The following is a 26035-nucleotide window of genomic DNA, read 5'->3' on the forward strand; positions in this document are numbered from 1 at the left end:
CATGACCGACCCCCTTTTCAACGCCCCGCTCGCCGACGTCGACCCCGAGATCGCCGAGGTTCTCGAGCGCGAGCTCACCCGGCAGCGCAGCTTTCTCGAGATGATCGCGTCCGAGAACTTCGTGCCCGTCGCGGTGCTGCAGTCGCAGGGCTCGGTGCTCACGAACAAGTACGCCGAAGGCTACCCCGGGCGCCGGTACTACGGCGGCTGCGAAGAGGTCGACGTCGCCGAAGAGATCGCGATCGCGCGGGCCAAGGCGCTGTTCGGCGCCGAGTTCGCCAACGTGCAGCCCCACTCGGGGGCATCCGCGAACGCCGCGGTGCTGCACGCGATCGCGCGCCCCGGCGACACGCTCCTGGGCCTGGCACTGGACCAGGGCGGCCACCTCACGCACGGCATGAAGGCGAACTTCTCGGGTCGCCTGTACGAGATCGTCGCCTACGGCGTCGACCCCGAGACCTCGACCATCGACATGGACGAGGTGCGCCGCCTCGCGCTCGAGCACCGGCCCAAGGTCATCATCGCCGGTTGGTCGGCCTACCCCCGCCAACTCGACTTCGCCGCCTTCCGGGCGATCGCCGACGAGGTGGGGGCCCTGCTGTGGGTCGACATGGCGCACTTCGCGGGCCTGGTCGCGGCGGGCCTGCACCCCAGCCCCGTGCCGCACGCGCACGTCGTCTCGTCGACCGTGCACAAGACGATCGGCGGCCCGCGCTCGGGCTTCATCCTCACCAACGACGCCGACATCGCCAAGAAGATCAACTCGGCCGTCTTCCCCGGCCAGCAGGGCGGCCCGCTCATGCACGTGATCGCCGCGAAGGCGACCGCGTTCAAGCTCGCGGCGACCCCCGAGTTCCGCGAGCGTCAGGAGCGCACGGTGCGCGGCGCCGCGATCCTCGCCGAGCGCCTCTCGCAGGCCGACGTGCACGCCGCCGGCATCGCGGTGCGCTCGGGCGGCACCGACGTGCACCTGGTGCTCGTCGACCTGCGCGACGCGGCGATCGACGGCAAGCAGGCCGAAGACCTGCTCCACGACATCCGCATCACGGTCAACCGCAACGCCGTGCCGAACGACCCGCGCCCCCCGATGGTGACCTCCGGCCTGCGCATCGGCACGCCTGCGCTCGCCACGCGCGGGTTCGGCGACGCCGAGTTCACCGAGGTCGCCGACATCATCGCGCTGGCCCTGCTTCCTGGCGCCGACATCGAGGCGCTGCGCGCGCGTGTGGCCGCGCTCGCCGAGGCCTTCCCGCTGTACCCCGGGCTCCAGCAGTAGTCCGTGCGCTCCGCGGCGCCGGCCTGCCGGGGAGCGGAGTCGGACTTGCGAGAGCGAATACCTATCGACATAGTGATATGGATGCCTCGGCATCCGTCGATGACAGAGGAGTCAGCATGACCGCACAGAAGTTGGACGGCGTCGCGACCGCGGCGGCCATCAAAGAGGAGCTGCGCGCGCGGGTCGAGGCTCTCGCCGAACGCGGAATCGTGCCCGGCCTCGGCACCCTGCTGGTGGGCGAGGACCCCGCGTCGCGCTCGTACGTCACCGGAAAGCACCGCGACTGCGCCGAGGTCGGCGTCGCGTCCATCTCGGTCGAGCTGCCCGCCACCGCGACGCAGGATGAGATCGCGGATGCCGTGCGCACGCTGAACGCCGACCCCGCCGTCACCGGGTTCATCGTGCAGCTGCCGCTTCCTGCGGGCATCGACGAGAACGCGATCCTCGAGCTCATCGACCCCGACAAGGACGCCGACGGCCTGCACCCGACCAACCTCGGACGACTCGTGCTCGGCGTCGACCCGAAGACCGCGGTCGAGGCTGCGCTGCCGTGCACGCCCGCCGGCGTGATCGAGCTGCTCACCCGCCACGGCGTCCCGATCGCCGGGCAGCACGTCACCGTCATCGGGCGCGGCATCACCGTGGGGCGGCCGTTGTCGCTGCTGCTCACCCGCAAGGGCACCGACGCGACCGTCACGATCACCCACTCGCGCACGCCCGACCTCGCCGCCGAAGTGCGTCGCGCCGACATCGTCGTGGCTGCCGTCGGCCAGCCGCACCTCGTGCAGGCCGACTGGATCAAGCCGGGCGCCGCCGTGCTCGACGTGGGCGTCACGCGCGTGGGCACGACCGAGTCGGGCAAGGCCAAGCTCGCGGGCGACGTCGACCCTGCCGTCGCCGAGGTCGCCGGGTGGCTGTCGCCGAACCCCGGCGGAGTGGGGCCGATGACCCGCGCCCTGCTCGTCTCGAACGTCGTCGAGTCAGCCGAGCGCCAGGCCGGCTGAGCCCAGCGCCTCGCCGACCCACCCGATCAGCGGGGTTCTGCGCCGCCGCGCGGCCTACGCCGTGAAGCGCGACAGGAACTCGCGCGTACGCGCCTCGCGCGCGGCGCCGAACACCTGAGCCGGCGGCCCCTGCTCGACCACGCGGCCCTGGTCGAGAAACAGCACGCGGTGGGCGACGTCTCGCGCGAAGGCCATCTCGTGCGTCGCCATCAGGATCGTCGCGCCCTCGTCGGCGAGCTCGCGCACGAGCGCGAGCACGTCGCCCACCAGCTCCGGGTCGAGGGCCGAGGTGATCTCGTCGAGCAGCAGCAGTTCGGGGTCGGTGATGACCGCGCGCGCGATCGCGGCGCGCTGCTGCTGACCACCGGAGAGCCGGTCCGGATGCTCGCGCGCCTTGTCGGCCAGGCCCACCCGCTCGAGCAGGGCCATGGCCTTCGCCTCGGCGTCGGGGCGCGGCATCCGGTGCACGACCCTCGCCGCCAGCGTGACGTTGTCGATCACCGACAGATGGGGGAAGAGGTTGTACTGCTGGAAGACGGCGCCGAAGCGCGCGCGCACCCGGTTCGCGTCGACGCGGGGGTCGGAGATGTCCTCGTCGCCGAGCAGGATCTGCCCGTCGTCGATCGTCTCGAGAAGGTTCAGGCAGCGCAGCAGGGTCGACTTGCCCGAGCCGCTGGAGCCGATGACCGCGACCACCTCGTGCGCGTTGAGCTGCACCGACACCCCCCGCAGCACGGGGCGCTCGCCGAAGGACTTCCAGAGGTCGCTCGCGCGAAGCAGGGCGGTCATACGATCGATCCCATCTGCTCGCGGCGTGCCAGCTTGGCGGTGTACCAGTCGGTGACGCGGATGGTCGGAATCGCCAGCAGCACGAACAGCAGCGCCGCAACGACGTACGGCGTGAAGTTGTAGGCGAGGGAGGTCTCGATCTGCGCGGCGCGCACCGCGTCCATCGCCCCGATGATCGAGATGAGACCGACGTCCTTCTGCAGCGCCACGAAGTCGTTCATGAGCGGCGGGGTCATCTTGCGCAGGGCCTGCGGCAGCACCACGTGTCGCAGGGTCTGCCCGTGCCCGAGCCCCATCGCGCGTGCCGCGAGGCGCTGTGACGGATGCACCGCCTCGATGCCCGCGCGGATCACCTCGCCGACGTATGCCGAGTAGGTGATCGTGATGGCCGCAGTGCCGAGCACGGCCAGCGGGATGCGGGTGTTCAGCAGCGTCGGGATGCCGAAGCCGACGAGGTAGAGCACGATGATGAGCGGGATGCCGCGGAAGATGTCGGTGTACGCGGCCGCGAGGAACCTCACGGGCACGAACACCGGACCCGGGAGCGTCCGCAGCAGTGCCAGGATCGTCGCGAAGATCGGCACCGTGATCAGCGAGTAGACGAGCACTTGCAGGTTCAGCAGGAAACCTTCCCACACGCGGGGGAGCGCCTTCCACGCCGTGGCGGGGTCGAAGTACATCTGCTGCACCGCCGGCCAGCCGGGGGTCGAGACGATCGTGATCCACGCGATCGCGGCGAAGACCAGGGTCGAGACGATCGCGATGAGCACCGAGCGCGTCGAACGCCGCCGTCGGTACGCGGCGCGCTCGAACTCGAGCGCGCTCGGGGTGTGCACGTCGCCGGTCACGATCCGACGCTAGCGGAGCGGGGCGGGATCACCGTCACTTCAGCAGCGTGACGCCGGCGCCCGAGCCCAGCCACTGGTCGGTGATCTCGGCCAGCGTGCCGTTGTCGCGGATCTTGTCGACCGCCGCGGTGACCCGCGCGGTGAGCGGCGAGTCGTTGGCCAGCAGCAGACCCCACTGGTCGGGGATGCCGCCGCTGGGGAGCTCGCCGACGATGAACGAGTTGTCGATGTAGACGCCGGTGGCGTAGTACGCCGTCGGCAGATCGAGCACGAGGCCGTCGATCTGGCCGGCCTCGAGAGCGGCCTTGGCGTCTTCGTTCGAGTTGTACAGCTGCGCCGGAGTGGTCGGCTTGACGACCTCTTCGATCGTCTGCGCGCTCGTGGAGCCGACCATGGCGCCCAGCACGATGCCCTGGAGGCCCTCGATCGAGTCGATGCCTTCTGCCGCGGAGCCCTCGATCGCGACGACGGCCTGGCTGGCCTCGTAGTACGGCGACGAGAAGTCGACGTTCTCTTCGCGCTCGGGCGTGATCGAATACTGCTGAATGTTGACGTCGAAGTCCTTCGGCCCGGGGGCGATCGCCGCGTCGAAGGTGGTGCGCACCCACACGACGTCGTCCTTCGCGAAGCCGAGCTCTTCGGCGACGGCGTACGCGACGGCCGACTCGAAGCCCTCGCCCGAGGTCGGGTCGTCGTCGATCACGTACGGGAAGTACGCGGGCTCGCCGGTCGCGATCGTGAGCTTGCCGGGGGTGACGTACCCCTCGTCGGCGGGCGCGCCGGCGTCAGCCCCGGATGCGCAGCCGGTCAGGGTGAGCGCGGCAAGGGCGACACCGACGACGGCGGTGCGCAGGAACGGGCGACGACGGGACATGGCGGCCTCCGGTGCTCGGGTGCGGGATGGGAAAGGCGACGCGCTCGTGCTGTCGGCGGGTCGCCCCATCCATCTTCCCCCGTCCGGGACGGGGTCGGCGCCGCGGGGTCGCACTGTTACACAGCCGCGACGAACGCGGGTGGGCCGGGCGTGCGCGCCGGGTGGTCAGCCCAGATCGTCGAGCATGCGACGCTGCTCGTCGGTGAGGCCGTCCTGCAGCTCACGGCGGCCGGCGGCCGCCTCGGGGCTCGATGCGATGGGGGGCGTCGCCGTGCCCGCCACCGAGCCTCCGGCTCCGGTCGCCTTGTCGTACAGGGCTCCCGCGTGCGATTCGACGCGCCCGGCGATGAGGTCGTACACCCACCAGCCCGCGGCCAGGATGATCGGCGGCAGGATGTACGCGAGCGGGTTGAGGCCCGCTCTCACGCCGCTCACGAGCACCGTGACGATCCAGACGATCGCGGCGATCAGCAGCACCACACCCGCCTGCGCCAGGCCGTTGCCCGCTCGCGTGCGCTGCCCCGCGGTCTTCGCGGCCCGCCCGCCGATCCACCTCGTGAGCAGGGGCTTGACGAACATCGTGAGCAGCGTCAGCACGATGCCCGCCCACAACGCCGACCAGCCGACGTGCGCGGGGGTGAACCATCCGATGACCAGCAGCACCAGGATGTTGAACACCAGCAGCACGACGAAGCGCACGATCCCGTTCTTCATGGATTCAGGGTGCCACGCCGCGGGCGAAAACACGATGACGGATGCCGCGGCCGGAGGCATCCGTTCCCCGTCACGCGATCCGCACGAGCCGGGTGAGATCGTCGTCGGGCAGCACATCGGCGACGGCGCTCACACCGACCTCGACGAGCTGCGCCCGGCCGGACATCACATTGAGGAACGCGGTGTCGGCGGCGTCGCGGCCCGTCGCGATGCGCACCAGCGTCGAGCGCGGCGCGAGCGTGGTCGCGTCGACGACGTGCCATCTGCCGTTGACCCACGCCTCGGCGACGGCATGGAAGTCCATCGGAGCAAGGCCCGGCGCGTACACCGCGACGAGGCGCGCGGGCACCCCGAGCCCGCGCAGCAGCGCGATGCACAGGTGCGCGTAGTCGCGGCACACGCCCTTGCGGCCCAGGAGCGGGCGCACCGCGCCGTCGGTGGGAAGGCTCGAACCGCTCACGTACGACAGGCGTGTGCCCACCCACGACGACACCGCGGCCAGGCGCTGCGCCGGATCGTCGATGCCCGCGAACTCCGCGAACGCGGTGGGCGCCAGGGCGTCGGACTCGGCGTACCGGCTCGGACGCGTGTACGTCAGCAGGTCGACGTCTTCGGCCGTCTCGACCTCGCCCGCGCCCACGACCGTCGCGCGGTACTCGACGACGAGCTCACCGGGCGGGCTTCCGACGCGATGCAGGCGCGTGCCGTGCGCGTCGGCGAGTTCGGCGACCTCGAGCGCACCGCCGTCGAGGGTCGCTGTGACCTGCTCGGTCCGCGACGCGTAGTGACCCGACACCGCGATCGCGAACACGAGATCGGCCGACTCGGTGACGTTCAGGACGATTCGGCTGGTGACATCCCTCTGCATCGCCTCAGGATGACAGACGCGGGTGTGGCCCGGATGACGCTTGACAGCTCGAGCGGATGCTCAGTACGACGCGCGCTCGCCGGAGCCTGCGCCTGTCACCCATCGCGCCGCGAGCGCTTCGGAGCCGCGCGCCAGCAGCGCCACGTCGGCGCCGACGAGCACGAAGTCCGCTCCGGCGTCGAGGTACGACTGGGCGACCTTCGGGTCGAAGGCGTTCACCCCGACGGGCTTTCCGGCCGCGCGCACCGCCTCGAAGGTGCGCAGGACCGCTGCGGTGACATCCGGATGCGTCTGCTGACCGATGACGCCCATCGAGGCTGCGAGGTCGGAGGGCCCGACGAACACGCCGTCGACGCCGTCGACCGCCGCGATCTCGGACGCCGCCTCCACGGCGTGGGCGGACTCGACCTGCACGAACAGCGACACGTAGGCGCCGGCGTTGTGCAGGTAGTCCTCGACGCGGTTCCAGCGGGCGGACCGCGCCAGAGCCGACCCGACGCCGCGCCGGCCCAGCGGGGGATACCGCGTCGCTTCGACGACCGCTCGCGCCTCGTCTTCGGACGACACCATCGGCACCAGGATGTTCTGCGCGCCGAGGTCGAGCACCTGCTTGATCGTCACGGCGTCTGCGGACGGCACGCGCACGACCGGCGACAGCGGCGCGGCGGCGACCGCCTGCAGTTGCGCGAGCACCGACTCGAGGCCGTTCGGACCGTGTTCCATGTCGATGAGCAGCCAGTCCAGCCCCGCCCCGGCGCAGATCTCGGCGACCAGCGGACTGCCCGTGCACACCCACATGCCCGCGAGCGGACGGCCCGCCGAGGCCAGCGCGTCGCGGAACGTCGAGTTCAGACGAAGCGGCATTCGATGACTCCCATCGGCCCATAGTCGCAGCGCACCTCGTCGCCGCGCGAGACCCACATCGGGCGTGTGAAGGACCCCGCCAGGATGATCTCGCCCGCCTCGAGGCGCGCACCGTGCAGGTGCAGCTTGTTCGCCAGCCACGCGACCCCCGTGGCGGGGTGGCCGAGCACGCCCGCCGCGACCCCGGTCTCTTCGATCTCGCCGTTGCGGCTGAGCACGCCCGGCACCCACCGCAGGTCGATCTCGTCGGGGCGCCTGCGGGTGGTGCCGAGCACCATCGCGCCGTACGCGGCGTTGTCGCTGATCGTGTCGACGATCGTGCGGCCTTCGAGCTCGATGTGCGAGTTGAGCACCTCGAGCGCCGGCACCGCGTAGTCGATGGCCGCGAGGGCGTCATCGAGCGTGAGGTCGGGCCCCTCGAGCGGCGCGCTGAGGACGAACGCGAGCTCGACCTCGATCCGCACGTTCGAGAAGTGGTCTGCGGGGATGTCGGCGCCCGACTCGTACACCGTGTCGTCGAACATGACGCCGTAGTCCGGCTCGGTGATGCCGGTCGCCTGCTGCATCGCCTTCGAGGTCAGCCCGATCTTGCGGCCGACGAGGGTGCGTCCGGCGGCGACCTGCTGGTCGCGCCAGACGGCCTGGATCGCGTACGAGTCCTCGACCGCGGCCTCGGGGTGGCGCGCGGTGATGCGCGGGATCACCCCGTGCGTGCGGTCGGCCTCGGCGAGCTCGGCGGCGAGCTGCTGGATCACCTCGGGTGGCAGCATCCGTTCTCCTTCGTCTGTTTCGTCGTGCGTGACGGCGTCAGCGGGCCCGCCGAGCGTGTCGCAGGATCTCGCTTCGCGGGGGTGTCCCAGCCGGAAGACCGGGACACCCCTCAGCGATTCGTGACACGATCGGGATGCCGGGACCTAGAGCTGGTTGCCGAGCTTGTACTCGGGCATCGACGCGGCGCCCTCTTCGGCGCGCGTGTACGAGAAGCCGTCGGCGCCGATGGTCACCGCCATCTCGGACGAGTCGGTGCGCGCGACGACGGGCTGCGGGTTGCCGTCGAGGTCGAGCACGAGCGATGCGTCGGTGTACCACGACGGCACGACGGGGTTGCCCCACCAGTCGCGGCGCTGGTTGTCGTGCACGTCCCATGTCACGACGGGGTTGTCGGGGTCGCCGGTGTAGTAGTCCTGCGTGTAGATCTCGACGCGGTGGCCGTCGGGGTCGCGCAGATACAGGTAGAAGGCGTTGGACACGCCGTGGCGTCCGGGGCCGCGCTCGATCGCGTCCGAGCGGCGCAGGGCGCCCAGCTTGTCGCAGATCGCGAGGATGTTGTGCTTCTCGTGGGTCGAGAACGCGACGTGGTGCATGCGCGGGCCGTCGCCGCCGGTCGCGGCGGTGTCGTGCACGGTCGGCTTGCGGCGCAGCCACGCGGCGTAGACGGTGCCCTCCTCGTCCTGGATGTCCTCTGTGACGCGGAACCCGAGGTCCTGGTAGTGCTTGACCGCGCGCGGCACGTCGGGCGTGACCTGGTTGAAGTGGTCCAGCCGCACGAGGGCACCCGGCGTGTACAGGTCGTAGCGCCAGGCGAGCCGCTCGACATGCTCGACGTCGTAGAAGAACTCGTACGGGAAGCCGAGCGGGTCGACCACGCGCACCGAGTCGCCGATGCCCTTTGTGAAGCCCTCCGGGTTGCGGCGCACGTCGCAGCCGAGCTGGGTGTAGAACGCCACCGCCTTGTCGAGATCCTCGGGGGTGCGCACGCGGTAGGAGAACGCGGCGACCGCCGCGATCGGGCCCTTGCGCAGCACGAGGTTGTGGTGGATGAACTCCTCGATCGAGCGGAGGTGGATTGCGTTGTCGTCCTCCTCGGTGACCGTCAGGCCGAGCACGTCGACATAGAACTCGCGGGATGCCTCGAGGTCGGTGACGACCAGTTCCATGTACGCGCAGCGCAGGATGTCGGGTGCGGGACTGGTCGGCGTCGCGACGGGGTTGTCGGTGTGGATCGGCGCTTCCTGACTGACGACGAAGCCCGAGGACGTGCGGGTCATGTCTTTGCGGTCGGTCATATCGGTGTCCTTTCTCTGGGGCGATCGGTGACGGATGCCCCGGCCTCAGTGGGCCGACGCTCCGCCCTTGCCGAAGGTGGGGTTGTGCACAGCGCCGAGCGTGATGTGCACGGCCTGCTGGTTGGTGTAGAAGTCGATCGAGCGGTAGCCGCCCTCGTGCCCGAGGCCGGAGGCCTTCACACCGCCGAACGGGGTGCGAAGGTCGCGCACGTTGTTCGAGTTGAGCCACACCATGCCCGCGTCGACAGCCTGCGCGAAGTTGTGCGCGCGCTTGAGGTCGTTGGTCCAGACGTAGGCGGCCAGGCCGTACTTCACGCCGTTCGCGAGCTCGAGGGCCTCTTCGTCGGTGTCGAACGGGGTGATCGCGACGACGGGCCCGAAGATCTCCTCCTGGAAGATGCGGGCGTCCTTCGGCACGTCGGCGAACACGGTCGGCGCGACGTAGTTTCCGGTCGGGAAGCCCTCAGGGCGTCCGCCGCCGGCCACGAGCCGGCCCTCGCCCTTGCCGATCTCGATGTACGACATCACCTTGTCGTAGTGCTCGGGGTGCACCAGCGCGCCGACCTCGGTCGCAGGGTCCTGCGGGTCGCCGACGACCACGCGCTTGGCCTGCGCGGCGTACTTCTCGACGAACTCGTCGTAGACCTCCCGCTGCACGAGGATGCGCGATCCCGCGGTGCAGCGCTCGCCGTTGAGCGAGAACACGCCGAAGATCGTGGCGTCGATCGCGGCGTCGAGGTCGGCGTCGGCGAAGATGATCGCCGGCGACTTGCCGCCGAGCTCCATCGACAGCCCCTTGAGATAGGGCGCCGCGTTGCCGAAGATGATCTGCCCCGTGCGGCTCTCGCCCGTGAACGAGATGAGCGGGACGTCGGGATGCTTCACCAGCGCGTCACCGGCGTCCTCGCCGAGTCCGTTCACCAGGTTGAACACGCCCTTGGGCAGCCCCGACTCTTCGAAGATGCCCGCCCACAGCGACGCCGACAGGGGCGTGAACTCGGCGGGCTTGAGCACGACGGTGTTGCCGGTGGCCAGGGCCGGGCCGAGCTTCCACGACTCGAGCATGAAGGGGGTGTTCCACGGTGTGATGAGGCCGGCGACGCCGATCGGCTTGCGGTTGACGTAGTTGATCTGGCGGCCGGGAACCTTGTAGGTGTCGTCGGCCTGTGCGACGATCAGGTCCGCGAAGAACCGGAAGTTCTCGGCCGCGCGGCGCGCCTGCCCCAGCGCCTGCGCGATCGGCAGGCCCGAGTCGAACGACTCGAGTTCGGCGAGTCGGGCGTCGCGCGACTCGACGATGTCGGCGATGCGGTGCAGCACGCGCGAGCGCTCGCGCGGCAGCATCCGGGGCCACGGTCCCTCGTCGAATGCGCGCTTGGCCGCGGCGACGGCGCGGGCGATGTCGGCCTTCTTGCCGGCGGCGGCCTTCAGGTAGACCTCGTTGGAGACCGGGTCGAGCACGTCGAAGGTGTCGGCGTCCGCCGAGTCGAAGAAGGCGCCGTCGATGTAGTGCTGGATGCGGTCGGGAAGGTCCGCCGGCACGTGGCGAACGGACAGCGTGGTGTCGGTCATGGATTCGTTCCTCCGTGGGTGGTCTGTCAGATGAGCAGGCCGAGCGCCTCGCCCGGGTGCTCGTGGATCATGTAGGCGTCGAGGGTCGCCGAGCGGTGCAGCCGCGCGATCTTCTCGATGGCCTCCAGCGGGTCGCCGCGCTCGATGGAGGCGACGATGGTCTCGTGCTCGCGCACCGACTCCTGCGCCCTGCCGGGCACGAAGCTGAACGTCGACTCGCGCAGGTGCCCGAGCCTGCCCCATTCGGCCTCGACCAGCCCGAGCATGCGGGGGTTGGCGCATTTCGCGAACAGCGTCGCGTGGAACTGCTGGTTCAGGCGGGTGAACGCCGACGGGTCGAAGTGGTCGAGCGTCTCGATCATGCGGGCGTTGATCTCTCGAGCCTGCCGCAGATCGTCGGCGGTGAGCGAGCGCGCCGCGAGCGCGGTCGCGGCGCCCTCGAGGATCGACAGCGCCTGCATGCTGAAGCGGTACTGCGAGTCGTCGACCATCGCCACGCGTGCGCCGACGTTGCGCTCGAAGGTGACGAGTCCTTCGGCTTCGAGCCGGCGGACCGCCTCGCGCACGGGCACGACGCTCATGCCGAGCTCGCCGGCGATCGTGCCGAGGACGAGCCGGTAGCCCGGAGTGAACTCCTGGCGCGCGATGCGCTCCTTGACCCAGGCATAGGCCCGCTGCGACTTTCCGAGCTCGGCAAGGGCGGCTGCCTCGAGGGCGGACGGGGCCGCGACGTCGAGCACACTCACTTTGCCGCGCGCCATGCGTCGTACCTCGCTCTCCACTCGGCGTTCATCGGGAAGAGGCCGTCGACCGGATTCCCCGCGGCGACTTGGGCGGCGACCCACGCATCCTCCTCCTCCTGCACGAGGGCGGCGTCGGCGACCTCCTCGGCGAGGGTGGGCGGGATGACGATGACGCCGTCGGCGTCGCCGACGATGACGTCCCCGGGCTGGACGGTCGTGCCGCCGCATCCGATCGTCACGTCCGTGTCCCACGGCACATGCTTGCGGCCCAGCACCGCCGGGTGCGCGCCGCTCGTGTACACCGGGATGCCGACCGCCGTGACCGCATCGAGGTCGCGCACGCCGCCGTCGGTGACGATGCCCGCCGCGCGGCGGGCGTGCGCGCGGATCGCCAGGACGTCGCCGAGCGTGCCCGAACCGGTCTCGCCGCGGGCCTCGATGACGATGACCTCGCCGTCGCCGACCGCGTCGAACGCGCGCTTCTGGGCGTTGTAGCCGCCGCCGTGGCTCTGGAAGAGGTCTTCGCGACCCGGGACGAACCGCAGGGTGCGGGCGGTTCCGACGAGTTTGGCCGACGGATGCAGCGGCCGCACCCCGTCGATGGTGACGTTGTTCAGCCCCCGCTTGCGCAGCTGCTGCGACAGGCCCGCGACCGGCGCGGCCTGGAGCTTGGCCCGCAGCGCGGGGGAGAGGCCGGGACGGTTCGCACCGCCTGCCGCCGCGGCCGTCGTGGGCGCAGCCGACGGGTCGATGCCGGCCGAACCCGCGCTGGCGGCCGGAACGAGGTCGGGCGACCCCCACGCTTCGGCGCGCTGCAGATCGTCGACGGCGGGAAGCGACCCCAGCGACGCGTCGAACCCGGGACCGCCGCCCTGTGCGACCGTGGTGACCAGCCGCCCCGACGAAGCGCCGGTGGCGGGGAAGTCCACCTCGACCTCGACCACATCGCCGGGCACGACCACCGACGAGCCGGCGGGCGTGCCGGTGAGGATCACGTCGCCCGGCTCGAGGGTGAAGTGCTGCGACAGGTCGGCCACGAACTGCGCGAGCGGGAAGATCAGTCCCGCCGTCGTGTCCTCCTGCACGGGGTTGCCGTTGACCCAGGTGCGGAGCCTGAGCGCGGCCGGGTCGACCGCGCGCGCGTCGATGAGTGAGGGACCGAGCGGGGTGTAGCCGTCACCGCCCTTGGAGCGCACGTTCGAGCCCTTGTCGGCTGCGCGCAGGTCGTAGAGGCCGAAGTCGTTGGACGCGGTGACCCACGCGACGTGCTCCCACGCGTGGTCGGCCGGCACGCGCCGCGCGGGGGTGCCGATGACGAGGGCGATCTCGCCCTCGAACGCGAGCAGTTCGGTTCCGGCGGGGCGCTCGATGACGCCTCCGGATGCCGCGACCGAACTCGACGGCTTGAAGAAGTACGACGGGGCGGCCGGGCGACGGCCGCGCTGATCGGCGCGAGACGCGTAGCTCAGGTGGACAGCGACGATCTTGCCGGGGCGCGCGTGAAGCGCGGAGAATCGCCGGTCATCGGCATCCGTCGTCGTGTTCTGGTCAGACATGAGCTCCCTCGCCCCGAAGATTGTCTCTTGCGTCGTATTTCAAATCGTATATGATCGTCGAACGTCGAGCAAACCTTCCACAGAAGTCGCCGACGTTGAGACAAAGATGTCGACATCACACAGCAGCTCTTCTTCGCCCCGCTCGGCGAGAACAGCGCGCTCATCGCGTTCGCCACGGTCGGTGTGAGCTTCCTCTTCCGCCCGCTCGGGGCATTCCTTGCCGGCCACTTCGGCGACAAGTACGGCCGCAAGCTCGTGCTGATGTGGACGCTCATTCTGATGGGCGCCGCCACGGCGCTGATCGGTGTGCTGCCCACCTACGAGGCGATCGGCATCGCCGCGCCGATTCTGCTCGTGCTGCTGCGCATCCTGCAGGGCATCTCGGCCGGCGGCGAATGGGGCGGCGCGGTGCTGATGGCCGTCGAGCACGCCCCCAAGAACCGCCGCGGCGCGTTCGGCGCCTCGCCGCAGATCGGCGTGCCGCTCGGCCTGCTGCTCGCGTCGGGCGTCATGGCGCTCATGGCGATGATCGCCCCCGGCGACGCCTTCCTCGAGTGGGGCTGGCGCGTGCCGTTCCTGCTCAGCGTGGTGCTGATCCTGGTCGGCTACTACGTCCGGCGCCGCGTCGAAGAGAGCCCGGTGTTCGCCGAACTCGCCGAGCGCAAAGAGAAGGCGCGCATGCCGATCATCACGCTCTTCCGCAAGCACGCCCTGCTGGTGCTCATCGCCGCACTCGTCTTCGCCGGCAACAACGCCGTCGGCTACATGACGACCGGCGGCTACATCCAGGGCTATTCGACCAACCCCGAAGGCCCGCTGGCTCTCGAGCGCGGACCGGTCCTGTGGGCGGTGGCGGGCTCGGCGGTGACGTGGCTCCTGTCGACTCTCGTCGCGGGCTTCGTCTCGGACCGCATCGGCCGCCGCACGACGTACGTCATCGGCTGGATCATGCAGCTGGTGGGTGTGTTCACGCTGTTCCCGCTCGTGAACACGGGGAACATCTGGCTGCTGTTCCTGGGGCTTGCGATCCTCACGATCGGACTGGGCTTCACGTACGGCCCGCAGGCGGCGCTGTACTCCGAGATCTTCCCGGCGTCGGTCCGCTTCTCGGGCGTCTCGATCTCGTACGCGATCGGCGCGATCCTCGGCGGCGCCTTCGCGCCGACCATCGCGACCGCGCTCGTCCAGGCGACCGGCTCGACGCTGTCCGTCACGGGCTACCTCGCCGGAATGACGGTGATCGGCCTCATCGCGACGCTGCTGCTGCGCGACCGCTCCGGCATCCCGCTCGGCCCCGACCACGAGCAGGAGCAGTCGGTCAGCCCGATCTACGGCCTCGCCAAGGCTTGAGAGATGACGGATGCCCCGCCCACGCCTCGCGGCGGGGCGGGGCATCCGTCATCCGGCGTCCAGCGTGACCGCGACCGGGCCGCCGTCGAGGCGCAGCGTCGCAGCCGCGCCGCCCGCCGAGATGCGGTAGTCCCCGCGGAAGCCGCGAACCTGCACCCGGCCGTCGGAGCCGGTGCGCAGCGTCGTGGGCGAGAGCCACCACTCGTCCTTGATGAGCGCGCGCAGCGCGTCGAACGAGGGCTTGCGCGTGCCGTCGGCGCGCACGAGGCCGATCGGGGCTCCGAGCCACGCACCGGCGTCCGTGATGCCCCAGTACGTGATCGACTCCACGGCGGGGTGCGCCACGAGCGATCGGTAGTGGCGCACGAGCTCGTCGGCCTGCCGCGCCTCGCCCTCGGGCGTGGACGGCCACGACGGCACCTGGTAGTCGTTGAGGTCGACGATCTCGGGCGGCATCAGGTCGCCCGACACGAGCGAGGTCTCGGTGAGGTGCAGCGGCAGCCCGAAGCGCGCGAAGCGGTCGAGGATCGCCGTCATGCGCTCCTCGCCCCGATACCCCTGGTGCATGTGGGTCTGCAGCCCCAGCCCGTCGATGCGGATGCCCGCCTCCAGCGCCGCCTCGACCAGGATCTCGTACGCGCTCGACAGGTCGAAGTCGTTCAGCAGCAGGGTCGCGGCCGGGTTCGCCGCGCGGGCCTCGTCGAACGCCAGGCGCATCATCGCGACGCGGCCGCGCGCGCGGGCCAGGGGCGTGATGCCGTTGGGCTCCGCATCGAACACGGGCATGATGACGACCTCGTTGATCGCGTCCCACGTGTCGATGAGCCCGGCGAACTGCGCGACCTCGCGCCGCACCCGCTCGCGAAGAAGGCGCTCGGTCTCATCCGTCGGCAGATCGATCAGCCACGACGGCGCCACGGTGTGCCACACGAGCGGATGCCCCTTGAGCGCCACCCCGCGGTCGCGGAACCACCGCGCCGTCGAGCGCAGCGCGTCGACCCGCGGCGCCCCGCGCTGCGGCTCGTACCGGCCCCAGTAGAACGGCAGCGTCGCGGTGTTGAAGAGCTCCAGCCAGTCCCTGGCGAGACGCTCGAGCGCTGCGGCCTCTTCGCCCGCCTCGCCCGCCGCGAGGGGCACGAAGTCGAACCCGATGTTGCCGAATCCGAACGCGTGCCGCGTCTGCTCGACGGTGAGGTCCGTGTCGGCGAGCAGGGTTTGGTCAGCAGCGCGCACGGTGACGGATGCCTCGGCCACGCGATGCGCGACGGCAGGGTCGAAGGTCTTCACCTCGCGATCCTACGGCGGGGCCTGCGCACCCTCGCGGCCTCAGGAGTTCACGCGCACGATCTCCTGCTGGTACGGCGCGATGACCTCGCCCGAGATGCGGCAGTCCAGCACGAGGAACCGGCGCGCGTCGACGGGCTCGGCCGCCCACGCGGCGAGCCGGTCGAGGTCGGCGAGAGTCTGCACGACGACGCCCTCGGCACCCACCCCGCCGGCGAGCGCGGCGAAGTCGACCTCGGGGATCAGCATGGGCTCGCGCGCGAGACCTTTGAGCCCGTACAGGTTCACCTCGGCGCCGTACGCGGCGTCGTTCCACACCACGGCCATGCCGCGGCCGCCGGCCACCCGCACCGCGGTCTCGAGGTCGGCGAGCGCCATGAGCCCGCCGCCGTCGCCCGTGGTGAGCACGACGGTCGACCCCGGCTTCGCCAAGGCGGCGCCCGCGACCGAGGGCCAGCCCAGGCCGATCGACTGGAAGGCCGTGCCGACCATCATCATGCGGTCGGGCGAGGCCACCGGCCAGTACATGTTCGCCCACCCGATGAAGTGGCCGCCGTCCGAAACGACGACACGGTCGGCGGTCGACGCGGTGCTGTCCAGCAGCGCGCCGATGCGCGCGGCGACCGAGCGCGGGTCGAGCCGCCCGTCGGGGGCGAGGTCGTCGCCGGGATCGTATTCCCGAAGCGGCATGAGGTCGACCGACTCCCGCCAGCCGCTGGGGGCGGCGCCCTGCGCCCGGAGGGCGCCGACGAGAGCGGATGCCACGACCGCGGCATCCCCCCGCACGAAGCCGCCGACGTGGGGGTGGGTGGCGGCCGGTGCGACATCGACCTGGAACACGCGCGTGCCCGGGGCGAACAGGTCGCCGAAGCGCATCGTGAACTGGTTGAGCGAGGCGCCGAACACGACGACGACGTCGGCCTGGCGCACGAGGTCCATCGCGCCGGCGGCGCCGAAGCCGCCGGTGACGCCGAGGTCGAACTCTGCGCGCGGGAAGATGCCGCGGCCCAGCGCGGTGGACGCCGTCACCGCGCCGGTCAGGTCGGCAAGCTCTGCCAGCGCTGGGTCGGCGCCTGAGATCCACGCTCCGCGGCCGGCCAGCAGGAACGGTCGCCGGGCGTCCGCGAGGGTGGACGCGAGCGACGCGATCGCCCCCTGCGCGAACGACCCGGCGGGCTCGAACGCCGCCGGCAGCCGCGGTTCGGGCGCCTCCGGCACGGGTCCGGCGTCGCGCTGGGCGACGTCGTACGGGATGGCGAGCACCGTCGGCACGCGGTAGGTGAGGGCGTGCTCGATCGCGATGATCGTCGTGGCGGCGGCATCGGCTCGCCCGACCGTGTACGTGCGCGCGCCGACAGCCGACGCCATCGCGATCTGGTCGACATCCCACGGGCGGGGGCCGGATGTCGGCTCGTCGCCCACCACGAGCACGAGTGGCACGTGCGCCTGGACGGCCTCGGCGAGCGCGGTGAGGGTGTTGGTGAAGCCGGCGCCGTAGGTGGCGGTGGCGGCGGCGAGGCGCCCGGACGCACGGTGGTAGGCGTCGGCGGCGACGACGCCGCCGGCCTCGTGGCGCACGGCGGTGAACTGCGCGTCGGTCTGGCGCTGGAGCGCGTCGAGGAAGTATGCGTTGCCGTTGCCCATCACCCCGAACACGTGGTCGATGTGGCGGGCGAGGGTGAGGGCGACGTGCGCAGAGACGGTGGGCATGGCGAAGCCTTTCGAGACGGAACGGAGGATGAGGCCGTATGTGTCTCGCGCGCCTCGCGGGCGGCTGCGTGCTCTTTTTTCGAGCACCGGCGGAGCATCAGCGCCGCGCCGGACGTTCCGAGTATAGGCCCACCCCCCGCGCACAACGCAGGACGATCGGCCGTGGCCGGCCGCGGCATGCCCGTCATCATGCGGACGTGCTCGCCGCGCGGCGCGGCAGGTCCTGCGTTGTGCGCGCGGGGCCGGGGCGGAGGGGGGTGGGGGGTTGGGGGGTGAGGGTGGGGGGTCAGCCGCCGAGGGCCTCGGTGATCGCGGCTGCCGAGCGCGAGAGGCGCTCGGCGATGGACGACGGGTCGACCGGGCCCGCCACGTGCACGACCGCGATGGCCGCGGGGCGATGCCCGCGCAGGGGCAGCGGCACCGCCACGGCCTGCACCGTGGGGATGACCTCGTCGTGACTCGTCGCGAAGCCGCGGGCGGCGGCATCCGCGATGTCGGCGCGCAGCGCGTCCGAGACCCCGGCCGGCCACTCCGAAGGCGCCAGTCGCGACAGGATCGCCTTGCTCGGGGCTCCCACGAGGATCGAGTGCCGTGCGCCCGGACGCTGCGCGACCGACGCGATCGCGTGCCGCGGCTCGACGCTCGCGAGCGTGATGCACTCATCGCGGTCGAGCACGGCCAGGAAGCAGGTCATGCCCAGCTCGTTGGCGACCGCCGTCAGCTCGGGCAGCGCCTCGGCCTGCAGATCGTGCGCGACCCCGGCCGCCAGTGCGGCCATCCGCGCACCGAGGGCGACGCGGCCGGACCAGTCGCGTGCGACGAGCCCGTGGTCCTCCAGTGTGCGAAGCAGCCGATAGGCCACCGAGCGATGCACCCCGAGGCGCCCGGCGATGTCGTCGATCGTGAGCGGTGCGCGTGCGTCGGCGAGGATCTCGAGGATCCGGATGCCGCGGCTCAGCGTCTGCGACGCGGGGGCGGGTGTTTCGGCCATGGTCCTCCTCGAGGCGTTGCGCCGGGGCATCCGCTTCATCTACGATCTGTTCAATAGTAGAACGACGAGTTCGAATATAGAACACGACGTGCCATATTGCAAGACCTCGACGCTGAGGAGCAACGATGCAGTTCCACCACCATGGCTATGTGTCGGGCGAGCCCCGCGTGCAGAACGCGGCCGGCACCGGCATCGACCGACCGGCCGACCTGCCCGATGAGATGGACGTGCTCGTCGTGGGCTCCGGCCCCGCGGGCATGCTGCTGGCGGCGCAGCTGTCGCAGTTTCCGGATGTCACGACCCGCGTGATCGAGCGCCGCGACGGCCGGCTCGTGCTGGGGCAGGCCGACGGCATCCAGCCGCGGTCCGTCGAGACGTTCCAGGCGTTCGGGTTCGCAGAGCGCATCGTGTCCGAGGCGTACAACATCGCCTACATGAACTTCTGGGGTCCCGACCCCGAGAACCCGGGCAGCATCGTTCGCACAGCCCGCACCGAGGACTACGCCCTCAAGATCAGCGAGTTCCCGCACCTCATCGTGAACCAGGCGCGCGTGCTCGACTACTTCGCAGAGGCCGCACTGAACGGCCCCGGCCGCATCGCGCCTGACTACGGCGTGGAGTTCGTCGGCCTCACGGTGCACGAGGCGGGGGAGTTCCCGGTCGAGGTGCGGGTGCGCCACACCGCCGGCGAGCGCGCCGACACAGAGCGCACCGTCCGTGCGAAGTACGTCGTGGGGTGCGACGGCGCGCGCAGCGGTGTGCGCGAGGCCATCGGCCGCAAGCACCTGGGCGGCATCTCGGCGCACGCATGGGGTGTCATGGACGTGCTGGTCAACACCGACTTCCCGGACTGGCGCACCAAATGCGCGATCAACGCGGAGGCCGGCAACATCCTGCACATCCCGCGCGAGGGCGGCTACCTCAGCCGCATGTACATCGACCTCGGCGAGGTGCCTGAGAACGACGACCACCGCGTGCGGCAGACGCCGATCGACGAGATCATCCGCAAGGCCAACGAGATCCTGCATCCGTACTCGCTCGACGTGAAGCAGGTCGCGTGGCACAGCGTGTACGAGGTCGGGCACCGCGTCACGGACCGCTTCGACGACGGCGACGAAGGCCGTGAGCCGCACGTGTTCCTCACCGGCGACGCGTGCCACACGCACAGCGCGAAGGCCGGACAGGGCATGAACGTGTCGATGCAGGACGGCTTCAACCTCGGTTGGAAGCTCGGGCACGTCCTGACCGGCCTCAGCCCCGCGTCGCTGCTGACGACCTACTCGGCCGAACGGCAGCCGGTCGCCCAGCAGCTCATCGACTTCGACCGCGAGTGGTCGTCGCTCATGGCCCGTAAGCCCGAAGAGATCACCGACCCGACCGAACTGGCGACCTTCTACCTCGGCACTGCCGAGTTTCCGTCCGGCTTCATGACGCAGTACGCGCCGTCGATGATCGTGACGGATGCCGCGCACCAGGCCGCGGCATCGGGCTTCCCCCTCGGCAAGCGCTTCAAGAGCGCCGAGGTGGTGCGCGTGTGCGACGGCAACGCCGTGCACCTCGGCCACCACGCGAAGGCCGACGGACGGTGGCGGATCTACGCCTTCGCCGACGCGCCCGTGGCAGGAGAGGCATCCGCTCTCTCGGAGTGGGCCGCCTTCCTGGCTTCGCCCGCGTCGCCGATCGTGCGGCACACGCCTGAGGGGGCCGATGCCGACGCCGTCTTCGACGTGAAGGTCGTCTACCAGCAGGGCTACGACGACGTCGACATCGCGCGCGTGCCCGAGGTGTTCCTCCCGAAGACGGGCCCGCTCGGCCTCACCGACTGGGAGAAGGTCTTCGCCGCCGCCCCGAACGCGTGGACGACGACCGACATCTTCGACGAGCGCGGCCTCTCGCGCGACGGGGTCGTGGTCGTGGTGCGGCCCGATCAGTACGTCGCGGCCGTGCTGCCGCTCGAGGCGACCGACGAACTGGCGGCCTTCTTCGAGGCGGCGATGCTGCCCGCGCGCTGACTGTTCGCCACGGGTCATGCGCGAAGCGCTCCCGGACAACAGGCTCGCCCGACCGGTGCCCAAAATGAGTGGGGCCGCCGGCCGAGCCGGTGTTCGCCGCGACCCGAAGGAGACGCCGATGCCCCAATCCATCCCGGTCTTCGATGAGACCGCACCGTTCGCGCTCAAGGCCTCGGGCCGCGGGCCGAAGGCAGAGCGGTGACCGCCGCGATCGTCGTGGGCGCCGGGACGGCCGGTGCCGTCGTCGCGCGCCGGCTCCACGACGCGGGCGTTGCGGTGACGCTGCTCGAAGCGGGCGGCGAGGACGCGAACCCGGCGATCCACGACCCGATGCGCATGGGCGAGCTGTGGCACAGCGAGGACGACTGGGACTACTACACGGTGCCGCAGGAGCACGCCGACGGCCGACGGCTGCACCTGCCGCGCGGCAAGGTGCTCGGCGGTTCGCACGCACTCAACGCGATGATCTGGGTGCGCGGTGCGCCGCAGGACTTCGACCACTGGGCTTCGCTCGGCAACACGGGCTGGGCCTGGAAGGACGTCCTGCCGGTGTACCGGTCGATCGAGAGCTTCTCGGGCGGCGCCTCGGAGCTGCGGGGCATCGACGGGCCGCTGCCGGTCACCGTCGACTACCCGCTCTCGCCCATCCACGCCTCGATCGTCCGTGCGGCGGTCCAGGAAGGGCTCGCGCACAATCCCGACTACAACGGCGAGCGACTCGACGGCATCTCGCAGCAGCAGGTCACCATGCGCACGACGATGTCCGCGAGCGAGGCTCCAGTGGTGCGCGGCCGCCGCGCGAGCACCTGGACGGAGTACCTCGAGCCGGTCCGCGAACACCTCGACATACGCACCGGATGCCACGTCCACTCGGTGATCGTCGAGGACGGTCGTGCGGTGGGGGTCCGGTATCGGCAGGCCGGCGAGGACCGCGAACTGCGGGCCGACATCGTGGTTCTGTCGGCGGGAGCCCTGGACTCGCCGGCGGTGCTGCTGCGGTCGGGCATCGGACCGGCGGACGAACTCGCAGAGCTCGGCATCCCCGTCGTCCACGACGCCCCCGGCGTCGGCCGGAACCTGCACGATCACCTTCTGGCGCCGGTGATCTTCCGCACCGAGCGCAAGCCGGTCGGAAAGCCCACGCCCGGTGTCTCGATCACTCAGACCCACCTGTTCTGGCGTTCGCTCCCCGACCTGGAGGTGCCCGACACGCAGCCGATCCACTTCTCGGTGCCGATGTACGGCGAGAACCTCGAACCCGTCGGCGACGACGGCTTCTCGCTCATGGCCGGGATCGTGACGCCCAAGAGCCGCGGCACCCTGCGGCTGTCGGGTGCGCGGCTGGACGACCCGCTGCTCATCGACCTGGGCGCCCTGGCGGACGCCGACGATGTGCGCTCGCTGGTCGCCTCGGTGCGGCAGTGCCGCGCGATTGGCCGGCGCCCCGCGCTCGTCGAGGAATGGGGCGCGGTCGAGGTGTATCCCGGTGCCGAGATCGACGACGACGAGCTCGACGCCTACGTGCGACGCACCGTCGCGACCTACCATCACCAAGTCGGCACGTGCCGCATGGGAGTCGATGCCGAAGCCGTCGTCGACCCGCGGCTGCGCGTCGACGGGATCGACGGACTGCGAGTGATCGACGCCTCGATCATGCCCCGCGTCACGACCGGCAACACCAACGCACCCGCGGTGCTGATCGGCGAGCTCGGCGCCCGGTTCCTGCTGGAAGACCTTCGGGTGCGGTGAGGTCGCCACAGCGTGACACCGCCCACCGGCGCCGCCCCTCGTGGAGTGTCGCGCAGGCGGCGCGGCACTCCACGAGCGGGCCTCAGGCTGCGGGCAGCACCCGCCGCCCCCGCACCCAGGTCTCGAGCACCTGCGTGGCGACGATCTCGGCGGGGGGACCGGCGACGAAGTCGCGGTCGACGATCACGAAGTCGGCGGACTTGCCCGCCGTCAGCGACCCTGTCACGTCGCCGAGCCCCATCGCGCGGGCGGCGTTGATCGTGAAGACCTCCAGCGCCTCCTGGGCGCTGATCGCCTGCTGGGGCCACAGCGTCCCCGGAGCACGGCCCAGGGGATCGGAGCGGGTGACCAGGCCCTGGATGCCCTCCAACGGGTTCGGCGATTCGCTCACCGGCCAGTCCGATCCCCCCGCGAGCAGGGCGCCGGCGTCCAGCAGCGCGCGGTTCGGCTGCGAGTGCTCGGCGCGGTCTCGACCGAGCACCTGAGCCAGCGCCGCGGGTATCTCACCGGGGAACCAGAGGAACGGTGAGATGTCGGCGGAGACGTCGATGCGCGACATCCGCCCGATGTCTTCGGAGGAGAGGAACTGTCCGTGTGCGAGCTGCACCGGCGCAGCGATGCCGTCGACGCGGAGGCGCTCGACGACGTCCAGCAGCAGGCGCGCGGAGCCATCGCCGGTGCAGTGCACCTTGGCGCCGAGGCCGCGTGCGGCGATCCAGCGCAGCCAGGCCTCGAGCTCGACGGCGGTCATGGCGGTGCTGCCGCAGAATTCGGCACCGTGCACGTCGTCGGGCAGGTAGGGCTCGAGGAACGACGCGGTGCGGGCCGGCGGAACGCCGTCCAGGAAGATCTTCACGAAATCCGGACGGTGGTGCTCGGTGCGGTACAGCTCGCCGAGTGCGACGAGCGGCTCGCCGACGGGGTCGAAGCCGAAGATGTCGTCGTTGACGATGAGGCTCGTCACGACCCAGGCGTCCAGTTCGCCGGCGTCGTCGAGCGACTTCAGCGCGGCCAGGATCTCGCACGAGACCGCCGCGTCCTGGAAGGCGGTCACGCCGTAGCCGTTGAGCAGCTCGATCCCGCGACGCGAGGCCTGCCGGTGCTGCTCGGGCGTCAGCCCGCCGCTGCGGGCCAGAGCGGTCTCGACCGGGATCCCCGCCGCTTCGAGCAGGATTCCCGTGGGCTGTCCGTCGACGGGGTCGACAACAGTCACCCCGGCCTCGCCGATCCGGCCCGGGCCGATGCCGGCGAGCTCCAGCGCGCGCGAGTTCGCCCAGCGGTTGTGGCGGCTGTCCTCCATGAGGACGGTGGGGCGCCCGCCCGACGCCTCGTCGAGGCGTGCTCGGGCGGCGGAGTTCGACAGTTCGGGCATCAGGGTGCTCGAGTAGGCGCCGCCCGAGATCCACGCATCCTCGGGCAGCGTGGCGGCGTGCCGACGCACGCGGTCGAGGATCTCATCCACCGACAGACCCGCCGGAAGTGACAGCTCGTACAGGTCGGCGCGACCTGCCATCGCGTGATGGTTGTGCACGTCGACGAAGCCGGGGTAGACCGCGCGGCCCCCGAGCTCGCGCACCTCGGTGCGTTCGTCGCACTGGGCCAGCACGTCGTCGGACGAGCCGACGGCTGCGACGCGTCCGTCGCGGAATGCGATGGCCTCCGCGTGCGGCGCGCGGCGGTCGGCGGTGCGCACGACACCTCCGACGAGGACAAGATCGGCGCTCATGCTCATCGCTCCCGGGGGTTCGAGGGGTCGTAGTGGGCGGGGTGGACCGTCTGCGACAGCAGCCGTCCGTGCGCCCCGAAGGTGAAGTGGGCGGCGATGCCTCCGCCTTCGTCCGCGCCGAACAGCACGCCGTGCGAACGCAGCGCCGTCTGGTCGCGATGGTCGGCGATCGTGACCGATCCGCACGGGATGACCTTCTCGCGCCACGTGAAGACGTAGATGCCCGGCCGCATGCGCCACACGGTGTTCTCGTCGGTGTCGGCCAGCCCCTGCTCGGGCCCGGCGAGGCACTGCCACGTGTACCAGTGCGGGGACAGATAGACATGCTCGTACGCGTGAACGCTCGAATACACCCACAATGCCCGGCGGCCGACCAGCTCGCTGGTGGGGGTGGGAGGCTGGCCGCTGCGCGCGAGCTCCTCGATGCGCGAGACGCCGAACAGGTGCTGAACGGCCACCTGATCCCGGGTCCTCTCACCCAGCACGCTGAGCACGGCCAGCGCGTACCCGCTGCGCAGATCGAGGAACAGTGAGACCGCCTCGTTCGGGACGTGGGCGTGGTGGAACTGGGCGTAGTAGAGGTCGTCATCGACCAGGAAGACCTCGCAGTCGTCGGTCTTCGCAGACGGCGGTGTGGGATCGCCCGCGCCCGGAACGTAGTCCCACGAGACCGTGCCGGCGCCGAAGGTGTGCCCGATGCGCGTACCGCGGTCGTCGACGAGGGTGAAGGTGCGCCCGTCCAGGTCGTGCGACAGGTCAGCCCTGCACGCGTCGAAGCCGGGCGCGAGGTCCCTCAGCGGCAGCCAGGTGGAGGTGTCGGACGGATTGGCTGGCACGGTGGGTCTCCTTGAGTTCGTATCGGCAGGCTCTGATGCGCGGTGCGGTGTCACACGTTCGGTGCGGAGGTGTGCGGTGCATCGCCGCCCGGCGCATCGCCGCGCAGCGCGGTCTGGGGGCGGGTCCGGTCACGGCGGCTCCTTGCCGTACGGGGTCGGCGCGCGGCCGAGGGCGGGGGAGAGGGGGGAATCTCCTCCTTCGATTGTCAGAGGGCGGCCGGCGGCGTCCTTGTCGCAGAGCGAGAGTGCGTGTTGCATCAGCGCAGGGAATGCCCCGCTGCCTCGCATGCGGAGGCATGATCGGTGCGTCGCCCGCAGCGGACCTCGGGTTCGGCCGGGCCTCCTCGCCGGAAAGGACGCACGATGAAATACGCAGGAGCGGCTGTCGCTGGAAGAGTCGTGATGATCAGCGGCGGCGGCACGGGAATCGGCGCCGCCATCGCCGAACGGTACGCCGCCGAGGGCGCGCACGTGGTCGTCGTCGGACGGCGCAAGTCCGTTCTCGACGAGGCCGCACGGCGCGTGGGCGCACTCGCGATCGTCGCCGACGTTGCGAACGTGGCCGGTGCGCGGGACGCGGTCGCATCCGCGCTTGCGCGCTTCGGGCGCCTGGATGTGCTGGTCAACAATGCCGGAGGGCATGGCTTCGCCGCAGTCGGAGACACTGACGACCGCGCGTGGGCCTGCGCGCTGCACGCCAACCTGAACACCGCGTTCGTGCTGTCCCGCGAAGCGCTCCCGGCCCTGGTCGAGTCGAAGGGCCAGATCGTCGTCATCTCGTCGCTGGCGGGCCTGTTCGCGGGGTCATCGGTTGCCGGATACACCGTGGGCAAGCATGCGCTCATCGGACTGACGAGATCTCTTGCGCGCGACTACGGCAAGTACGGCGTGCGGGTGAACGCGGTCTGCCCGGGGTGGGTGCAGACACCGATGGCCGACGCCGAGATGGACGAGTTCGCCGCGAACGCCGGCTTTCCCTCGCGGGAGGACGCCTACGCGACGGTCACCTCCGACATCCCGCTGCGCCGCGCCGCCGTGCCGAGCGAGATCGCCTCGGTGGTGCGCTTTCTCGGATCGGGCGAGTCGTCGTACGTGAACGGCGCCGTCCTCGTCGCCGACGGCGGCGCGCACGTCGTCGACGTGCCGACGCTCGCATTCGAGCACGCCGGGATGTGACCGCGCCGGGCGCGCAGGCGGGCCGTC

21 protein-coding genes and 1 pseudogene are annotated in these 26035 nt (G+C 70.9%); 6 read left to right on the forward strand and 16 right to left on the reverse strand.

Features of this window, described 5'->3' with window-relative positions; genetic code table 11:
• Window position 1 precedes the first annotated feature (1 nt).
• Window positions 2-1276, forward strand: a complete 1275-nt coding sequence (gene glyA / locus AB1K54_RS02070; protein WP_371201029.1) for a serine hydroxymethyltransferase — start codon at window positions 2-4, stop codon at window positions 1274-1276.
• A 116-nt stretch (window positions 1277-1392) separates the two neighbouring features.
• Window positions 1393-2280, forward strand: a complete 888-nt coding sequence (locus tag AB1K54_RS02075; RefSeq protein WP_371201030.1) for a bifunctional methylenetetrahydrofolate dehydrogenase/methenyltetrahydrofolate cyclohydrolase — start codon at window positions 1393-1395, stop codon at window positions 2278-2280.
• A gap of 54 nt (window positions 2281-2334) precedes the next feature.
• Here the strand turns inward: AB1K54_RS02075 and AB1K54_RS02080 are convergent, their stop codons facing one another.
• The 11 genes from AB1K54_RS02080 to AB1K54_RS02130 all read right to left on the reverse strand — a co-directional run bounded on the left by AB1K54_RS02080 (window position 2335) and on the right by AB1K54_RS02130 (window position 13174).
• The gene (locus tag AB1K54_RS02080; protein ID WP_371201031.1) at window positions 2335-3069 is read right to left on the reverse strand and encodes an amino acid ABC transporter ATP-binding protein; all 735 of its coding nucleotides are present in this window, start codon (window positions 3067-3069) and stop codon (window positions 2335-2337) included.
• Window positions 3066-3917 (reverse strand): amino acid ABC transporter permease, encoded by an 852-nt coding sequence (locus tag AB1K54_RS02085; protein ID WP_371201032.1) that lies wholly within the window; start codon window positions 3915-3917, stop codon window positions 3066-3068. Before AB1K54_RS02085 ends, AB1K54_RS02080 begins: the two co-directional genes overlap by 4 nt.
• A 34-nt stretch (window positions 3918-3951) precedes the next feature.
• Window positions 3952-4791, reverse strand: a complete 840-nt coding sequence (locus AB1K54_RS02090) for a transporter substrate-binding domain-containing protein (RefSeq protein WP_371201033.1) — start codon at window positions 4789-4791, stop codon at window positions 3952-3954.
• A 165-nt stretch (window positions 4792-4956) separates the two neighbouring features.
• Window positions 4957-5505 (reverse strand): phage holin family protein, encoded by a 549-nt coding sequence (locus tag AB1K54_RS02095; protein ID WP_371201034.1) that lies wholly within the window; start codon window positions 5503-5505, stop codon window positions 4957-4959.
• Window positions 5506-5575: 70 nt separating this feature from the next.
• Window positions 5576-6373, reverse strand: coding sequence for a transglutaminase family protein (locus AB1K54_RS02100; protein WP_371201035.1), 798 nt, complete (start codon window positions 6371-6373; stop codon window positions 5576-5578).
• A gap of 60 nt (window positions 6374-6433) precedes the next feature.
• A complete protein-coding gene (locus AB1K54_RS02105) occupies window positions 6434-7237 on the reverse strand; it encodes an HpcH/HpaI aldolase/citrate lyase family protein (RefSeq protein WP_371201036.1) in 804 nt (267 codons plus the stop codon).
• Entirely contained in the window at window positions 7222-8007 is a 786-nt protein-coding gene (locus AB1K54_RS02110; RefSeq protein WP_371201037.1) for a fumarylacetoacetate hydrolase family protein, read from the reverse strand. The genes AB1K54_RS02105 and AB1K54_RS02110 overlap by 16 nt, the downstream gene beginning before the upstream one ends.
• 144 nt (window positions 8008-8151) lie before the next feature.
• Window positions 8152-9303, reverse strand: coding sequence for a 3,4-dihydroxyphenylacetate 2,3-dioxygenase (gene hpaD / locus AB1K54_RS02115; protein ID WP_371201038.1), 1152 nt, complete (start codon window positions 9301-9303; stop codon window positions 8152-8154).
• 45 nt (window positions 9304-9348) lie between these two features.
• Window positions 9349-10875, reverse strand: a complete 1527-nt coding sequence (gene hpaE, locus AB1K54_RS02120) for a 5-carboxymethyl-2-hydroxymuconate semialdehyde dehydrogenase (RefSeq protein WP_371201039.1) — start codon at window positions 10873-10875, stop codon at window positions 9349-9351.
• 26 nt (window positions 10876-10901) lie between these two features.
• Entirely contained in the window at window positions 10902-11636 is a 735-nt protein-coding gene (locus AB1K54_RS02125; protein WP_371201040.1) for a GntR family transcriptional regulator, read from the reverse strand.
• Complete coding sequence (locus tag AB1K54_RS02130; RefSeq protein WP_371201041.1) at window positions 11618-13174, reverse strand: fumarylacetoacetate hydrolase family protein; 1557 nt, start codon at window positions 13172-13174, stop codon at window positions 11618-11620. Before AB1K54_RS02130 ends, AB1K54_RS02125 begins: the two co-directional genes overlap by 19 nt.
• Before the next feature lie 123 nt (window positions 13175-13297).
• On the opposite strand from AB1K54_RS02130, the pseudogene AB1K54_RS02135 reads away from it, so the two are divergent.
• Window positions 13298-14524, forward strand: a pseudogene (locus AB1K54_RS02135) (MFS transporter); the annotation flags it as partial.
• A gap of 48 nt (window positions 14525-14572) precedes the next feature.
• Here AB1K54_RS02135 and AB1K54_RS02140 read toward each other — a convergent pair.
• From AB1K54_RS02140 to AB1K54_RS02150, 3 genes are all read right to left on the reverse strand, one after another.
• The gene (locus AB1K54_RS02140; RefSeq protein WP_371201042.1) at window positions 14573-15811 is read right to left on the reverse strand and encodes an endo-1,4-beta-xylanase; all 1239 of its coding nucleotides are present in this window, start codon (window positions 15809-15811) and stop codon (window positions 14573-14575) included.
• A 39-nt stretch (window positions 15812-15850) separates the two neighbouring features.
• Window positions 15851-17518, reverse strand: a complete 1668-nt coding sequence (locus AB1K54_RS02145) for a thiamine pyrophosphate-binding protein (protein WP_371201043.1) — start codon at window positions 17516-17518, stop codon at window positions 15851-15853.
• A gap of 286 nt (window positions 17519-17804) precedes the next feature.
• On the reverse strand, window positions 17805-18509 hold the full coding sequence (locus tag AB1K54_RS02150; protein WP_371201044.1) for an IclR family transcriptional regulator: 705 nt from the start codon (window positions 18507-18509) through the stop codon (window positions 17805-17807).
• Window positions 18510-18634: 125 nt separating this feature from the next.
• Between AB1K54_RS02150 and AB1K54_RS02155 the strand changes: the two genes are divergently transcribed.
• Together AB1K54_RS02155 and AB1K54_RS02160 are read left to right on the forward strand one after the other, a co-directional pair.
• A complete protein-coding gene (locus AB1K54_RS02155; RefSeq protein ID WP_371201045.1) occupies window positions 18635-20521 on the forward strand; it encodes an FAD-binding monooxygenase in 1887 nt (628 codons plus the stop codon).
• Window positions 20522-20719: 198 nt separating this feature from the next.
• Window positions 20720-22270, forward strand: coding sequence for a GMC family oxidoreductase (locus AB1K54_RS02160; RefSeq protein WP_371201046.1), 1551 nt, complete (start codon window positions 20720-20722; stop codon window positions 22268-22270).
• Between the two features lie 82 nt (window positions 22271-22352).
• Here the strand turns inward: AB1K54_RS02160 and AB1K54_RS02165 are convergent, their stop codons facing one another.
• A complete protein-coding gene (locus tag AB1K54_RS02165; protein WP_371201047.1) occupies window positions 22353-23996 on the reverse strand; it encodes an amidohydrolase in 1644 nt (547 codons plus the stop codon).
• A 2-nt stretch (window positions 23997-23998) separates the two neighbouring features.
• Window positions 23999-24832, reverse strand: a complete 834-nt coding sequence (locus tag AB1K54_RS02170; protein ID WP_371201048.1) for a molybdenum cofactor biosynthesis F family protein — start codon at window positions 24830-24832, stop codon at window positions 23999-24001.
• 363 nt (window positions 24833-25195) lie between these two features.
• Here AB1K54_RS02170 and AB1K54_RS02175 point away from each other — a divergent pair, with 363 nt between their 5' ends.
• Window positions 25196-26008 (forward strand): SDR family NAD(P)-dependent oxidoreductase, encoded by an 813-nt coding sequence (locus tag AB1K54_RS02175; protein WP_371201049.1) that lies wholly within the window; start codon window positions 25196-25198, stop codon window positions 26006-26008.
• Window positions 26009-26035: the final 27 nt, after the last annotated feature.

Source organism: Microbacterium sp. BWT-B31, from assembly GCF_041379855.1.
Taxonomy (GTDB): domain Bacteria; phylum Actinomycetota; class Actinomycetes; order Actinomycetales; family Microbacteriaceae; genus Microbacterium.